The organism is Komarekiella delphini-convector SJRDD-AB1, from assembly GCF_014831675.1.
Classification (GTDB): domain Bacteria; phylum Cyanobacteriota; class Cyanobacteriia; order Cyanobacteriales; family Nostocaceae; genus Komarekiella.
In genome coordinates this window covers 52,073-68,403 of the sequence record NZ_VJXY01000021.1, presented here as the reverse complement: position 1 = coordinate 68,403, position 16,331 = coordinate 52,073, and the positions used below count along the sequence as shown (strand labels likewise).

The following is a 16,331-nucleotide window of genomic DNA, read 5'->3' as shown; positions in this document are numbered from 1 at the left end:
TTGCAACCTTCTGCCTCTTGTTTTCTGCCTTCTTTATGGTAGCAGTAGTTTAGCTAAGCCAAGTACGAGGCAAGGCTTCAATCTGCTCCCCAATATAAGGATTTTTTGCCCACAAGCGAAAAGTTATGTAAACGAGCTTCCTACCGTAGGAAACTTTTCAAGACGGGGGCAAGGCTTTAAACTTTTACCTCCTTTCGTAAATGCAATTTCGACTCCCAGATTGTTTCCAAACAACAATTCCAGTTGTAAAACTACGTTTTTGATGTCATTAACAATTAACAAACCTTCACAAAAACTTAAGGTTTTTGTGCTTTTAATTGCTTATTTCATCCAATACTTGATTAGAATATCATGTTTCTAATTTACTTGCGTACTTCATTATAAATTCATGTGCTATCAACATATTTACATATAATCTTTATAAAAAATTCATACTCCTATTGATATATTTTCTTTACAAAATAAAATATAACTTTGTACAAAAAATCACTTATTAATGCAACTGATTTATCTTTGATGGAACTTGCCTTTTTTAAAGGCTATCATAAATTTAAATATAATACTGAATATTTTAGCAACATTAAATACTAAAACTATTTATAAGTAATTCGTAATAACCGTAATATCACAATCGATCTATCAAACTCATCTATATTTCTGACATTTGTCATGAGACTTATAAAACTAATGTATTAATTCAGATAAGAGTGAAGTATGATTTATCTATAAAACAGTAAGCCAAAAAGTTTCTTCTGAATGCCAATGGCTACGCATAACGTAGGCATCGCTAGTAATCTTCTAAGTATAGTAAGTAATTTTAACTACTCAATACATTAAAAAGAGTTGCTTCATATATTTACTAATAACGAGAAGAAACTAAATGTTATGAGGTTACAATCAATACTTTGATAAAGTTATTGCAGTTTTAGGAAAGCCTCAACCGTTAGAAGTATGATGTTTAACTAAGCTTTGAGTTGTTGGATATTAAATATTTTCTCAAGCAATGATCAGAATTCTAGATGACTAATTACCAAGTTTTAATACTAATTAATAAGTATCAATAAATAATGGAGAATAATTCTTATCAATTTTCAGGTTATGACCGCAGTAGTAACTCTGTACCGACATCTCTCCAGCCACAACCTTTTCTGGGAAGTGAAGATTCGGGAAATAATTGGAGCTTTCGTGAATTTCTTGGTCTTGTGAGACGACGAGGGCTACTAATTGCTGGGGTAGCTACTGTTGTAATGGTAACTTTTGTCGTTAGTCTAAAGTTTAACCAAAAGCAACCAGAATATGAAAGCAGTTTTCAGCTCTTAGTGGAACCTGTAAATGATGACAGCAAAGTGGTGGATGTCGTCAAAGATACTAACTCAACTACAACCAGTGGTCTAGATTATGATAGTCAAATTCAGGTTCTCAAAAGTCCTGAACTGATGGATAGCCTGATTCAACAGTTGCAAGTATCTTATCCAGACATCAGTTATGATAATTTGATTAATGCTTTGCAGATTAATCGTTTAGGTGAAACCAAGATTATAGAGGTAAGGTATCGTAGTAACGATCCCAAGAAGATTAAAGTAGTTTTAGACAAAATTTCTAGCGAATACATAGAGTATAGCCAGGAAAGACGGCAAACTAAATTACGTCAGGGGATTAATTACATTGAAAAACAACTGCCTTTTGTGCAAAGTCGGGTTGATCAAATCCAAAGAGAATTGCAAACTTTTCGGCTAAATTATAAATTTAACGATCCAGAAGCCGAGGCCAAACAGATTGATGAGCAAATCGCAACTTTGTCTGAGCAACGAGAAAAGGTTGATATGCAGTTGGGGCAAACTCGCTCCAATGTTGATATTTTAAAGGGAAAAGATGGAGCCGCTGCTGTACTGAACAATGCTTTGTTATATCAGCAGTTACTCACCCAGATTCGTCAGTTAGATTCTCTGATTGCTCAGGAGTCAACACGTCTGCAACAAGACAATCCTACTATCCAAACATTGAAAGAAAAACGCGCCAGCCTATTGCCTTTGCTACAGAATGAAGCGCAGCGCTTTTTGGATGTAAAACTTTCAGAAACAGGTGCTCAAGTTCAGACTTTAGAAGTGCAAATACAAGAGATAGATAAAACTATACAAAGGCTTGAACAAAAACGCAAAAGATTACCAGCACTGGCAAGACAATATAAAGCACTACAGCAAAGGTTACAGATTACTACAGAGAGCCTAAATAGGTTTTTATCTACCCGCGAAAACCTCCAAATTCAAGTATCCCAAACAGAACTAGGATGGCAGTTGCTTAAGAAACCGATTCAGCCTGAAAAACCTGTAACTTCTTCTGATATTAAACGAAACTTAATAGTAGGATTGGTCACAAGTTTAGTATTGGCAATTGGTATCGCCTTACTGATTGAAAAACTTGACAATACATACCATAGTGCTAATGATTTCAAGGACAAGCTGAAACTACCATTGTTGGGAAATATTCCATTTGAAAAGCAGCTCCAGATTAGTAAATCCTCTACTTCCAAAGGAAATATTCCTCTAGTACGAATCTCAGATTTGCCACATGACAGTAATCTGGGATTGGCGATCATACCGGAGCAAGACTACAGCAACCATTCTGTAAAATTTCTAGAAGCTTTTCGGTTACTTTATACAAACATTCAACTGCTCAGTTGCGATCGCCAAATACGTTCTATCATTATTAGCTCAGCTGTGTCTGGTGATGGCAAGTCTACAGTTGCCTTCCATCTAGCTCAAATAGCTACAACAATGGGGCAAAGAGTGCTACTTATAGATGCAAATCTGCGTCAACCTGTAATTCACACCCTTGCAGAGTTAAATAACCTCTGGGGATTGAGTAATTTAATTTCTACAAATTTGCCACCAGAGGAAGTAATTCGGAAGTTTCCTTCCATGAGCCAATTATCTGTGATCACATCTGGGCCCATACCCCCTGATCCCACAAAGTTGCTCTCGTCTGAAAAAATGAAACGCCTGATGGCAGATTTTCATAATAGCTTTGACTTAGTGATTTATGACACACCCCCCCTGCTGGGACTAGCTGATGCTAGCTTGTTAGCACCAAATACTGATGGGATTTTATTAGTAGTAAGGATTGATAAAACAGATTCTTCAAAAATACAACAAGCTTTAGATCACCTGAAAATTTCCCCGATGAATGTCTTAGGTATTGTTGGTAACGGACAAAACAATTTTAATGATTAAAAGCTTTCTAAAGCGGGTAAAAAACTTGAATCGCCCATTAGATAAAGCTTTTCGTCAAAGCGGGTGATGGGACTCGAACCCACGACGTTCACCTTGGGAAGGTGACATTCTACCACTGAATTACACCCGCAGATAGCTATTGGCTTTATTTAAACCAATAGTTATCATATCACTGATTTGCGAACTTACTGATTTTAAGAAGCAGGTTTTTCGCTGGTAGGCGGCAGATTAATAACTTCATTTTCGTTAGCAATAAGTTTGGTAGTTTACTGCCAAGGCTTGATTTTGCTGACGATGGTAGCTGGAAAAACTCAATTAAGTAGCGCGCTTTAATCCCTCTTTTGTTACTACGAGGAGAGAAAAATACTGCCCCCACTCTGAAAACTAGACAAAGTAATGAATTATGCGATCGCATTCCAACTTTGTCATTTACATTCCTCTGTTGAAAAGAGATTTAAACATGGGTGTTTCAGATTATTCTCTGCCGAAGGTAACAAAAGAGGGCTAATAAATGAGCTTAGTTAATACATTCGTACTTTAAAGATGATATTTTATACAGTTTTCTTCAGTATATACCATGATTCAAATCTGAGTTTGTAATTCAATTATAAGTATTTTTTTATACTAAAATCGATAATTTATTTATATAAATAACCTGCTCACCCTACCCTTTCTAAGTCACACAGCATGTGTATCTAGATCACCGTCAACCACTGATTAAATATGAAAAACTGATTAAGCTAATGTACATTTATGCAATTGGAGTAATACAGCAGTAATGTCTTTTGCTATACTAGCCTTTTCTTGAATTTACTCACTCCACAATCCCTTTTAAAGCTTTGCGCCACAAGGAAAACAAGTCTATCATGCAATCTAAGTATACAGAAAACTAGCGTCTACACCTATACCTGAGTTACAAATGAGCAATCTGTATTGTCTTAAACTCCAGCAAGGACGAACCTAAGTTATGCAATTTTGAAATCAATCAATAAAATCAGTAAACAATTACTATCTACTTGAGTAACCAGATATGTTCAATGCCACTGAAATTTTAATTGACGCCTTTGTAAATCAAATTCGTGAAGGTTATCGTCGCACCTATGGCTGCTTAAAAAACGAATATGAGGATATTATAGCTTGGGCTGGCAACATGGCTTTGGAAAACATTGCTAATAGTGACGCCCTTTATCATAATGTTGAACACACTGTACTAGTCACTCTTGTAGGTCAAGAAATTCTACGTGGCAAACACATTAGAGAAGGTGGTGTATCTAGTGAAGACTGGTTGCACTTTATTATTTCCTTAGTATGCCATGATATTGGCTATGTTAAGGGAGTTTGCCGACAAGACCGGGAAGCATCAGGCTTGTATGCCACAGGCAAAAATGACAGAATGATTTCTCTAACTCCCGGCGCTTCTGATGCCAGTCTGACACCATATCATGTAGATAGGGCTAAGCTATTTATTGATGAACGTTTTGGCGGTCACAAATTGATAGATGGTGAGGTAATTAAGAGCAATATTGAATGGACTCGGTTCCCCGTACCTAGAGCAGAGGATCATCAAGATACAAATAGTTTTGCAGGGTTAGTACGTGCTGCCGATTTAATTGGGCAATTAAGTGATCCGCGTTATTTAAAGAAAATTACTTCTTTATTCTACGAGTTTGAAGAAACAGGTATGAATAAGGTTTTGGGTTATCAAACGCCTGCCGATTTACGCTATAACTATGCCAAGTTTTACTGGCATGGTGTCTATCCTTATATCAAAGATGGACTACATTACTTATCACTAACACAGCAAGGAAAACAAATTCTTGCTAATTTATACTCAAACGTGTTTGTCGTAGAACACGAAAAACAACAGGAAGAACAGCGGTATTTAGTTGAGCAGCTACATGCTTAAATATTAGTCATTAGTTAGTTGTCATTAGTCCTTAGTCCTTTGACAACTGACAAATGACAAAGCGCAAAGTCTAAGCAGAGGCTTCCTCTGATCAGAATTTTGCAAGAGATGACAAATGACAATTAACAAATTATGGACTGGTGGCGACGACTTAAGAAAAATCCTTTGGCACGATTTGGAGCAATTTTACTGTTAGTTTTCTATTTTGCAGTAATTGCGGCTGATTTCGTGGCCCCTTACGACCCTTATGCTTCTCAGCCCAATGGTTCGCTGCTGCCACCAACTAGGGTATACTGGGCTTCTCAATCAGGGCAGTTTATCGGGCCTCATATTTATCCGACGACTCAAGGAGACACAAACCTAGAAACAGGCGATCGCAAACTGATTGTAGACTTCACAAAACCCTCACCTTTGCGTTTGTTTGTTTCTGGCCCAGAATACCGTTTGTTGCAAGTGAGTTTGCCATTACCTCCCAGCTGGGATGAAGTCACAATTATTCCCGGTATTCCCTTGAACTGGCATTTGTTTGGCGCAATAGGCACAGCAAAATTCAACCTTTTAGGGACTGATGATCAAGGCCGCGACCAATTTAGTCGCCTGCTGCATGGTGGTCGCATTAGTATGTTTATTGGGATTTTTGGTATTATCATTACCTATCCCCTCGGTTTGTTGATAGGTGGAATTTCCGGCTACTTTGGAGGTGTAACCGATAGCATCATCATGCGTTTGGCAGAAGTGCTAATGACTTTCCCTAGTATTTATCTTTTGGTTACTTTGGGAGCAGTCTTACCAGCTGGTTTAAGTAGTACCCAGCGCTTTTTGCTGATTGTCGTGATTACTTCGGTTATTGGCTGGGCTGGTTTAGCAAGAGTAATTCGCGGACAGGTATTATCAATAAAAGAGCGAGAATTTGTCCAAGCGGCGCGTGCAATGGGTGGAAACCCACTTTATATCATCCTCCGCCACGTTTTGCCGCAAACAGCTACTTATATAGTTATCTCTGCTACTCTTGCGATTCCCAGCTTTATTGGCGCAGAAGCAATACTAAGTCTAATCGGCTTGGGCATTCAGCAACCAGACCCCTCTTGGGGTAATATGCTTTCTTTAGCAAGCAATGCTTCGATTTTGGTACTGCAACCTTGGCTAATCTGGCCGCCAGCAGTGCTAATTATCCTCACAGTACTAGCATTTAACTTACTCGGTGATGGATTAAGAGATGCGCTAGACCCCCGTAGCTTGCGAAGATAGGCTTGACTGATTAGACAAATTACTTGAATAGGTAATGCCTAAAACCTATTCGAGTAATTTGTGAGCTACATCTAGGCGCGGCGATCGCCTATCACTTTAGTGCAGAATGTGTATATAGCTGTTTTAGTCTAAACGCCAATTTTGGGATGATGAGGCTAAAATAGTTCTGTAACTTTTGTGTAGTATAATTGAAATAAATTTGCGGTAATAAGTATAAAATATACAGGCATGTTTGTTGAAGAAAAATTTTAGAGAATTTTTTTCAAAAATATCTTGACAAATAATCAAATGAAAGTTATTAACTTAAATACCAAGGAGGTAAAAGAGATCTGAGTCCAAAAGTAAGAGATGAAGAGAGCAAAACTCCGTCGCAGCTGTTGTGAGCTTGCTGCGGCGGAGAGAATAAAAATTGGAATACCAAAAGAGAGCAGGCAAAATGCTTGCGCCACAAGGATAGAAAGGGATAAAAAACTTAGAAGGAAATTACCTTTTACCTTTTACCTTGTGCCTTGTCTCCCCCTTGGCGTTTCCTACTGTGCTATGTACAAAATATAGTTTTTACTTGGAGGGAAAAGTATTCTAAAGATCAGTTTTTATGTATCATACTGAACGCTAAACATCAGCAAGTCCTTAAAAAACGTTGATTTGAGGCTATTTCCAGGATTGTTGCGAATATTCAAAGAAACAATAAATAAAAAATTAAATTTGGTAGAAACGCTGTAGTGAATGAGAAATTGCACCAAGTGCAGTTACATCAGCAGCTTTTGTGGGTGGGAATTGGTTGTCAACGGGGAACCTCTGGACAATTGATTGATAAAGCAATTGGGCAAATATTTCAAGAAAACCAACTTTCCCAAAGTGCGATCGCAGGTATTGCTACCATAAACACTAAAGCCTCAGAAGTTGGCTTATTAGAAATTTGCCGCCTACGCAATTGGACTTTAAAAACCTTTTCTGCGGAAATCCTTTGCACCGTTTCTGTCCCCAACCCTGCCACAATCATTGATCAAGCAGTGGGAACTCCTAGCGTAGCAGAAGCAGCTGCTATTCTGGCGGCTTCTCAACTTACCCCGTCCTTAACATTTCCTTTCTTTGCAAATACAGAGGTATTGAGGGTGGCTTGCTTAGTTCCTAAACAAATTTTCCGGTTGCAAGAGCAACTAGGCGCGGTGACGGTAGCTGTTGCCCAACAATTAGATAAAGGACGAAGTTTGTAGAGACGAGTATGGCGTCTACGTTCTTACTCTGGCGTCCCACTACATTTTATTATTTTCCTAATCAACCACTCTCAAAACATAGTTGATGATGCTAGAGACAATCGCTAGCACGATGGAACCCAACAAAGCAGGTAAAAAACCCTTAATTTCAAAACCAGAACCAGGAGTCAAAACACTCGCTAGCCAAAGAGTCAAGGCGTTGAGTACAAATGTAAATAAACCAAAGGTGAGTAAGGTAATTGGAAACGCTAAAATACGTAAAATTGGTCGAACAAATGCATTAACTAGACCTATAACAATAGCGGCAACAAGGGCAGCCACAAAAGTCTTGACAATGAATCCTGGAACGATATTAGCAGTGATCAATAACGCCACCGCAGTACCGAGCCAAGTGAATAAAAAGTGCCGCATAAGATTTTTAGATAAATTAACAATAGTTTAATTACTTTCATTATTGCCTGATGTGGGGTGAAACACTCTCAGGCTAAGACTTACGCACTATACAGACCAACCATTATGTGTGTTAAAACTATTGGCGACTACCATCACATAAATAGCCTGTTCTTAGACATTGCTTGCTAAGAATGCAAAAATAAAACTTTAACATCTGATAAATCCACATAGCGTACTTGATTGTCTCTGTTAATGCGTAAGTCTTACAAAGATTACCGTTTAAGACTCCGATATTTGCCTTTCTCTTTTGTCAGCCCAAAAGTAATGTAACTTTTCAGCAGTGGCACTGGGTGATACTTCTTAATCGGTGTATCTTTATCGTATTGTAGGATGTACCCTAAAATAAAAAACTACGTTTTTGGGCATGAAAAAGGAGCAAGGGAGAAGAGTTTTCTCCTCTGCAAGAGCAGCACTCTGCTCTTGAAGACTCTTTTCGATGCCCTCCTATGTCCCATGCGGCAAAGTAGCTTGAAGAGAATGTCATAAGAAAGGTTCTCACGCCGCTTTCGATAACTCTTCTATGAAAGGCTGACCATCTTCTATGGTTAAGACTACGCCAACAGCTAACGCCGCGAAAGAATTTCCCAGGTGGAGCCACCAACTACGCCATCAGCTTCTAAACCATAGCGCTTTTGTGCGGCTTTCACCGCCGCCTCGGTTGTCTCGCCAAAATCTCCATCTATACCTCCATCCAGAAAACCAAGCTTTTGCAATCTTTCTTGCAACTTAGTAACTTCAGAACCACGCATTCCTACACGCAAAATTGGCCATCCTTCTGAGGTGTATTGAATACCTGGGGTTCGCTTGTTACTTGGGGTTGGCTGAATTGGTGTAGTCTGCCCAGTACGTCTGGCTGACTGACGGGTAGTAGATGCAGTACGAGACGGGGGTTTCTGTGGCCTTGGAGTTGTACTTTGTCTGGGGTTAGCAGGCCTTGGCTCTGAGCTAGAATTCGCAGTAGTAGACGTAGTACGACGCGGTGGTTTCTGTGGTTTTGGAGTTGTACTTTGTCTGGGGTTAGTAGGTTTTGGCTCCGAACTGGAATTCACAAGTTGACTTGCAGGTTGTCTGGGGGGGTTTGGACTGGAATTTACAACTCTAGTGACATTGCTAGGCTGGGTTGGAACGGGAAAATTAGTTGCTGAGTTAAATGTTGGCTGAGGTGAAGAGGTGGTTGATGTCACTATCGGTTCGTTAGGGAAAAGTCTTTGCCAAGTACTGGCATCAACTATACCATCTGGACTCAAGCCAGCTGCTTGCTTAAACCGGGAAACAGCGTTAGCCGTATTATCGTTATAGATGCCATCTACTGCACCTGAGTAAAAGCCCAAAAGTTTAAGAGCGGCTTGAAGTTCAGACACACGTTCTCCTTGGCTACCAACTTTCAGAGTAGGGCGGTTAATGCTATCTCCAGAACTTACTTGGGCAATTTTTTGTGGCGCTGCAATTGACACTACAGCAAAGGAGGCAGTGCGGTCTTCTTTACGAGAGGCTACGCCAAGGGGGTTTCCACGCCACTCCCCACAACTGAGGGAACCTCCGCAAGGGGGTGGCTCTCCAAGAGCAACTGCCGTTGAGCCAATGAGTAGAGGCGTACAGGAGAACAGGACTATTTCAATCTTTGATAGAAATTTAGAGCTCTTTGTCCACCTGTTTTGTTGCCCGTTTTCCATTCTACGGCAAATTACAGTGGGGTCTAGTGTGCGTAAGTAGTTCACGATACTTGCTTTCAGGCTGCCTTTCATGGAATTTCCACCGGAAACTTCTGATGCTATATGGTACAGCCGCTTGGTTGAGAAAACAGCTGATAATATTGCGATCGCATATAATTTACCCTAAGCTATCGCACTATTAATTGCTTCTTCTTGACCAACTAAAGACAAATAAGGTTCCTTTAAGTATTTACCAGCGGCGGCGATGGCATCTTTAACACTAACAGCTGCAATCAACTCTTGAAACTTTTTATCAAAATCAATTCCTAAGCCTAAAATTTCATACCAACCGTATATCTGAGCAATTTGTCCGTTCGTTTGTTTACCCAAGGCGTACTGCCCCAATATCTTGTTTTTAGCTGATTGCAGTGCACTTTCTGATACTTCTGTAGTAAATAGTAAATCTACTTCTGTCCGCAGTCCTTCTAGAGCTATACTGGTATTCTCTGCTGCTGTGCCCATGTAAACTAAAAATGAGGCTGGAAACAGTCTTGTTGGGTAAAATGCAGATACCTCGTAAGCTAAGCCTCGCTTTTCCCGCAATTCGACAAACAAGCGGCTAGAAAGCCCATTACCCAAGTAGGTAGAAAGTAACTTCAGTGGGGCATAGTCAGGAGAACTCACTGATGGGCCTAAGTAACCTAGCATCACAATTGATTGTTGTGTATGTATAGGCTTGAGCCTTGGTTGCGGTTCTACCTTAATGTCAGGCAAATTTAGTACAGGTAGCGTTTGTGGTGGAATTTGCCAATCCCCAAAAACTTTTTTTACCAAATCAACTGCATCTGTTAGTGTGACTCGACCAGCAATACTTATTACCACATTATCTGGACGGAAATAAGTTTGATGATACTGGACTAAGTCTGCACGAGTTATACTGCCCATTGTTGTTTCATCTCCTAGCACCGACATAGCATAGGGATGATTTTGGTACATTACCTGCCGCATTTGCTCAAAGGCGACAGTAAATGGTTGTTCTTTTTGTGAGCGAATGTCTTGTAGTGCCAGACGCCGTTCTAGTTCAACTTGGGTTTCGGGAAATGTGGGCGATCGCAAAATCAGCCCTGCTAATGCTAGAATTTCAGCAAAATCAGATGATACCGTCTTCAAAGACAGCAAAAAATAATCAGTAGAGCTATCTGTACTCAAACTCGCTCCCACAGACTCTACTTTTTCAGCAATTTCCAAGCTAGAGAGTCCATCACATCCCTTTGTCATCACTGCTGATAGCAAATGCGCTAATCCCGCCTTTTCCCGGTTTTCGCAACAACTACCAGCACGCACAAAGACTCGCGCCGCAATGATATCCGCAGCCGGATTTTCTGCCACCAGCACTACAATGCCATTGTTCAACACGGTGCGATGGATAGGGGAATTTTGCAGCAAAGTTGTCATTTGTCATTTGTCCTTTGTCAATTATCAATTGTCAGTTGTCAGTTGTCAGTTGTCTAGTGACCAATGACCAATGACTAATGACTAATGACCAATGACCAATGACCAATGACTAATGACTAACAAGGCTTAAGTACGGTAACTGCGTAATTGTGTGGTGAAAGATACTTTTTAGCTAATTCTTGCAGTTCTTGGGTATCAAACGATTGAATGTGCTGAGGATAAGTCACTGCTAACTCAGCTTGAGCGATGGTATTGTAGTAGCCATAAAGCCCCGTGAGCTGATTTGGCGTTTCAGTAGAAAACGCGTACTCATTACACAGCAGCCTACTTGTACGAGCAAGTTCCTGTTCGCTAATTCCTATAGTTTGCAAATCATCCAAATGAGTGCAAATTAAAGATTCAACTTCCTCCAGATTTTCTGGTTCCAACCAGGCAGTAATTGTAAATAAACTCGATTCTCGTTGTAGGGAAAAATTACTGCAAATTCCCTGCACCAATTGCATATCCTCCCGCAAATCACGTACCAAACGCGAAGTCCGCCCTTCTGCCAATAACACTGATAACAAATCTAAACCATAAGCAGTGCGAAGTTCCTCTACTCCTGGTACTAGCCATGCCATCAGCAGCCGCGCTTGTTCTATGCGTGGTAAACACAGTTTTTGACGGCGGATTTTTGTTATTGCTGGCTCTGCCACTTTTTTAGACTGTGGACAATCAGGACGTTTGGCAAAATCAGAAAATGAGTCATTTACCATTTCCCAGGCTGGCTGCTGAGCAATACCCCCGACAATCACCACTGTCATATTTTCCGGCTGATAGTGAGTGCGGTGAAAACAGCGCATTGCTTCTGGCGATTGCTGCATCAAATCGTGCTCACTACCTAAAACTGAACGTCCATAAGGGTGGTGTTGATAGATGCTTGTAATCAGGGATTGGAATCCTATCCAGTCAGAATCATCTTGGCAAGCACGAATTTCCTCTAGCACCACATCTCGTTCGCGGACAAATTCATCTTCTGGAATTGCTGCATTCAACAGCAGTTCCCCCAAGTGGGGCAAAGTATCTTTCAGGTAAGGGGCTGCTGTTGTGAGGGAGTAATGAGCATAATCATAACTCGTAGCCGCATTACTCACGCCACCCCTGTTTTCAACATTGTGATCGAACATTCCTGGGGGTAGCGTCGCCGTACCTTTAAAAATCATGTGTTCTAAAAAGTGTGCCATCCCAAACCACGGTTCTGGCTCTAGGGTAGCTCCAGCACGCACCCAAACATCAGCCACAACTACAGGGGTAGTGGGAATTTCTTGATGAATAAATGTTAAACCACTGTCGAGTCGGAAAACCGAGGCTGGAAACACTGTATTAGTTGGTTTTTGTGACAATTTTTTGTAGCTTTAACCACAATTTGAAGCAATTTTGTCATCTTAACTCTGAACGATACCTAAATTAGAATCAATTTATACAGATTTTGTTTTCATAAACAGGCATTACTAACTTTTAAGTTACAGAAGATTAAATTTGTTTGATTAATATAGCTAAAATGCTTACTACGCCTCGTTTGATATTTTCTGTTTTTAATTTCTTATTTGTATTATAAGTTTTACTAATTTAAATAATTAAAGCTCCCAAGTTCTAATTAACTTTGGGAGCTAATAATTTTAAGTTCACCGCGACGCCGTTTTACCTAAGTTTATGACCTGGTTAAACCAGGTGGGAACCTAAATTCCTCGTTTAAAGTTTCCGGGTACATGCCCGGTCTACTGCCACGAGAACAGTTGATTCCCTTGTCTTTAAAGGCATAGATCAAAAAACTTGATGGCAGTCACCAACGTCGTAGTGCAACTAACTCATTATAGCCTTCTAAAAGATGCTGTGTATTCCATATGGGAATTTTCTAGAAAATTTAACTGGGATACCAGATGGATTCTATGGTTTGGGCGATCGCGATCGCACTCAATCTATCCTGGTGCTGATTATCCAGCAAAACGGTAACGTGTCCCAGCTTTCGCCCAGGACGCGATTCACTCTTCCCGTACCAATGAACGTGTGCTTGGGGAATCTTTGCTAATTGTTGGCGCTTACTTTGGTAGTCGCTTTGAGAATTTTCGTACCCTAAGAGGTTGACCATCACAGCACCAAGGCACTGCAAAGCAGGATTACCCAAGGGGAAACCACAAACTGCTCGAAGGTGTTGCTCAAACTGAGAAGTTTCACAAGCGTCAAGGGAAAAATGTCCAGAGTTGTGGGTGCGGGGGGCGATTTCATTGACCAGCACTTTGCCATCAGCAGTGAGAAATAGCTCTATTCCAAAAACGCCTACTACTTGTAAGCTATTTAATAAAGTGTGTGCGATCGCCTCTATTTCCACTGCTTGATTAAGCGTAACCTGCGCTGGGGCAATCACCCGCCGACAGACTTGTTGTTCTTGTTGGGTTTCTACAACTGGGTAAGTTACAATCTCCCCATCAACAGAACGCGCCGCAATCACAGCCAGTTCCCTTTCAAAGGGCACAAATTCTTCTAACAACCAAAGTTGTTGACTTGAAGTTTTTGTTGCGGTTTCATTTAGCTTTTGTTGTAAAGCAGCAAAGTCCTGAATTATAAAAGTACCTTGACCGTCATATCCGTGACGCCGGGACTTGAGGACTACTGGAAAGCTCAGATATCTCATTTTGGATTTGAGATGCTCTAGCTCGTCGAGGGCAAAAAACTGGGGGACAGGTAATCCCAAATCGCGCAAATAGCAACGCTGATGATATTTATCTAAAAGAGGAGCCAAGGCTTCTAACCTAGGGCGGAAGCAAACATCTTGTTGTGCTAACAGAGATAAAGCGTCTAAGTTAACAAATTCATTTTCAAAGGTAATGACATCGCATTTTGTCGCTAATATTTCTGTGGCGCTGGCGTCATCAACTTGAGCGAAGACAATTTCCTGGGCAATTGACACAGCTGGATCATCTTGACTAGGAGTTTGTACTACCAATTTTACACCTAGTTTCTTTGCTGCATCTCCCATCATCCAGGCAAGCTGCCCGCCACCAATTATACCAACACGCTTCATTGACATCCTAGAGAATCACGAGTTTCTACGCCAGTTTTAGAATTCACACCACTGGCTTTCCCGCACAGTTCTTTAATTTGCACCTTATCTAAAATTGCATCAGTGAAATCTGCACCGTCTATATTCACATCTGTAAAGATAGCGCGGAGCAAAAGAGTTTCTTTTAAAACTGCATCGCTCAAATCAGCTTTAGTTAAGTTTACCTGATCAACCATTGCGTTAGTTAAATCCGCTCCGTGCAGATTCGCTTGCGTCATCACCGAAGCACTCAATACTGCTCCCCGCAAGTCTGCATCTGCAAAATTAGCCAGTTCCATATTAGCGTTAGAAAACTCCGCAGCTTGCAAGCTTTCACCAGAAAAATCGTGTCTTGACAACTCTGCATTGCTAAATGACAGTGGATGAGTCCAATCTACTGCCAGTGCGGGATGAGCCGCACACCATATTACAATTCCCAGAAGTAACGCCAACCATCGCCGCAAAAACATATCGCTAGCCAATTTTGTATCCTGTCGCTGCATTTTCAGCTTATCGCATTTGAATATTAACTTAAGTTTCAGAATTCACAATGAGTTAATAATCGAAAGCAATCGCTCATGAATATGTTTACAATTCTTGATTTTATAATTTGCTTTTTAGGATACGCACAGTTGTGTTGATGCAGCGAGGAATAGCTAATTTATTTACAAAACTTTACTTTCTCTCTTATAAGTAAAGTTTATTGTCTTTTATTTTAAATAGCCACTAGCGACTGTTAGCCTTTTAATTAAGGAAAGCAATATTTGAGCGTAATTAAATGTGTCTTATGTGCTTAACAAAGCAGAATAATTTGATATTCACTTTAATAGCGCTCATCTAATTTGTCAGGAATCTCCAAGATATTTATATTTCGCCAACTATACAAATTCAACAAGCCGAACTCACAACCCCGACAATGATGAATCATTACTCTCTTCAATGGATCGAGGCATGGTGCCAAGAAAATGGCTGGACAGATTTGTTTGTCGAACGGCGTAACAACTTCTGGGCTTTTCCTCCCGGCGGAGTAATGCCTGAACCAATTCCCTCTCAAGTTCTTAGAACAATTAAAGCCGAAAAAGGATTAACTTTTGAGGAACGCCTGTGGTCGATGTCCGCAGTAATTGGGACAATTTTAGCTGTTCTTTTTACCTTTTGGCTCCAGTCTCCAATGCCTTTAGTATTTGCTTTTGCTTTTAACGCTGTTACGGTGGCTCAATTTGAACTTGAGGATGCCTAAATTCTTAGTTTGGGCATTGCTATTAAAAACTGCTTTTGTCTGTTATCCTCAGCAAGAGCAGTTTTTAATTTAAGAGTAAAGTTCCAAAATCAACAAAGCTTCAGTTAATAGATAAACTTACTTTTAACTAATAAATTGACACAAGCGTTTCAGTACATTAAGTATTTAGTGTAGTTCCGAATTATGTTCAATTGATAAGGAATCAAACCATATGTACGCAGTTGTTCTTGTTTAATTAGTTTGACAAAAACAATTATCGATAAGCATTAAACGAATTCTGTTCGTTGACAGATCACATAGTATTAGCATTTGAGAGGCACATCAGTCACATTGCTGCGAAACTGCACCATCGCTTCACTAGCGCCAAAATGTACTGCAATTTGAGGTAACAGTATCTTTCGTTGTGTTGCCCATAGTAAACCGCGTTTAGGAATTTGAAGACATCCCCCTAAATAAGTTGCTTCATCTTCGTTGTTTTGTTTACGTTTTGGTAGTCCGGTTACAGGATCAAAGCCTACAGGTTTATGATCCAGCAATACATGAGCTATCTCATGCATCAAATTTGATTCACGCCGTGTAGGTGCATGACGCGGGTTGTATACAATCCAAAGTGGGCGATCGCTTATAATCGCTCCTGACCACCCATCGCTAGCAAGTAATACCGCTAATTGCTCTGGCTCTAAATTTGGAACCTGATCGGGTGTAAAAAGTGTTGCTCCTAACTTAGCTGCTAGAGTGTCTGCGGATAAAGCTTCAAACGCTCGCACTCGAAGTAAGCTTCGTTGTTCCGTCGCGATCGCCTCACAGCGTTGTCTAAATTCCGGCGGTAGACTTTGAATTAATGACATATC

General features: G+C 40.3%; 12 protein-coding genes, 1 tRNA gene and 1 other RNA gene. 5 read left to right on the top strand and 9 right to left on the bottom strand.

Annotated elements, in window-relative coordinates:
• The first annotated feature begins 1,067 nt into the window (after positions 1-1,067).
• Positions 1,068-3,230, top strand: a complete 2,163-nt coding sequence (locus FNW02_RS19345; protein ID WP_191759127.1) for a GumC family protein — start codon at positions 1,068-1,070, stop codon at positions 3,228-3,230.
• 58 nt (positions 3,231-3,288) lie between these two features.
• On the opposite strand, the gene FNW02_RS19340 is transcribed toward FNW02_RS19345, so the two are convergent.
• Positions 3,289-3,360: transfer RNA gene (locus tag FNW02_RS19340), tRNA-Gly, on the bottom strand.
• A gap of 900 nt (positions 3,361-4,260) precedes the next feature.
• Between FNW02_RS19340 and FNW02_RS19335 the strand changes: the two genes are divergently transcribed.
• From FNW02_RS19335 to FNW02_RS19325, 3 genes are all read left to right on the top strand, one after another.
• On the top strand, positions 4,261-5,136 hold the full coding sequence (locus FNW02_RS19335) for an Npun_R2479 family HD domain-containing metalloprotein (RefSeq protein WP_191759126.1): 876 nt from the start codon (positions 4,261-4,263) through the stop codon (positions 5,134-5,136).
• 132 nt (positions 5,137-5,268) lie between these two features.
• Positions 5,269-6,384, top strand: a complete 1,116-nt coding sequence (locus tag FNW02_RS19330) for an ABC transporter permease (RefSeq protein WP_191759125.1) — start codon at positions 5,269-5,271, stop codon at positions 6,382-6,384.
• Between the two features lie 722 nt (positions 6,385-7,106).
• Positions 7,107-7,601 (top strand): cobalamin biosynthesis protein, encoded by a 495-nt coding sequence (locus FNW02_RS19325; protein WP_191759124.1) that lies wholly within the window; start codon positions 7,107-7,109, stop codon positions 7,599-7,601.
• 57 nt (positions 7,602-7,658) lie between these two features.
• Here FNW02_RS19325 and FNW02_RS19320 read toward each other — a convergent pair whose 3' ends face one another.
• The 7 genes from FNW02_RS19320 to FNW02_RS19290 form a co-directional block, all read right to left on the bottom strand.
• A complete protein-coding gene (locus FNW02_RS19320) occupies positions 7,659-8,012 on the bottom strand; it encodes a phage holin family protein (RefSeq protein WP_191759123.1) in 354 nt (117 codons plus the stop codon).
• 605 nt (positions 8,013-8,617) lie between these two features.
• Positions 8,618-9,799, bottom strand: a complete 1,182-nt coding sequence (locus FNW02_RS19315) for a peptidoglycan-binding domain-containing protein (RefSeq protein ID WP_191759122.1) — start codon at positions 9,797-9,799, stop codon at positions 8,618-8,620.
• Positions 9,800-9,889: 90 nt separating this feature from the next.
• Positions 9,890-11,161, bottom strand: a complete 1,272-nt coding sequence (locus FNW02_RS19310) for a M16 family metallopeptidase (RefSeq protein WP_191759121.1) — start codon at positions 11,159-11,161, stop codon at positions 9,890-9,892.
• 116 nt (positions 11,162-11,277) lie between these two features.
• Positions 11,278-12,519, bottom strand: coding sequence for an insulinase family protein (locus FNW02_RS19305; protein ID WP_191759188.1), 1,242 nt, complete (start codon positions 12,517-12,519; stop codon positions 11,278-11,280).
• Positions 12,520-12,821: 302 nt separating this feature from the next.
• Positions 12,822-13,004: non-coding RNA, 6S RNA (gene ssrS, locus FNW02_RS19300), on the bottom strand.
• A 60-nt stretch (positions 13,005-13,064) separates the two neighbouring features.
• On the bottom strand, positions 13,065-14,222 hold the full coding sequence (locus FNW02_RS19295) for a 5-(carboxyamino)imidazole ribonucleotide synthase (RefSeq protein WP_191759120.1): 1,158 nt from the start codon (positions 14,220-14,222) through the stop codon (positions 13,065-13,067).
• Positions 14,219-14,710, bottom strand: coding sequence for a pentapeptide repeat-containing protein (locus tag FNW02_RS19290; RefSeq protein WP_191759187.1), 492 nt, complete (start codon positions 14,708-14,710; stop codon positions 14,219-14,221). The genes FNW02_RS19295 and FNW02_RS19290 overlap by 4 nt, the downstream gene beginning before the upstream one ends.
• 446 nt (positions 14,711-15,156) lie before the next feature.
• On the opposite strand from FNW02_RS19290, the gene FNW02_RS19285 reads away from it, so the two are divergent.
• Positions 15,157-15,480, top strand: coding sequence for a slr1957 family protein (locus tag FNW02_RS19285; RefSeq protein ID WP_461824390.1), 324 nt, complete (start codon positions 15,157-15,159; stop codon positions 15,478-15,480).
• 302 nt (positions 15,481-15,782) lie between these two features.
• Here FNW02_RS19285 and FNW02_RS19280 read toward each other — a convergent pair whose 3' ends face one another.
• Complete coding sequence (locus FNW02_RS19280; protein WP_191759119.1) at positions 15,783-16,328, bottom strand: ImmA/IrrE family metallo-endopeptidase; 546 nt, start codon at positions 16,326-16,328, stop codon at positions 15,783-15,785.
• Positions 16,329-16,331: the final 3 nt, after the last annotated feature.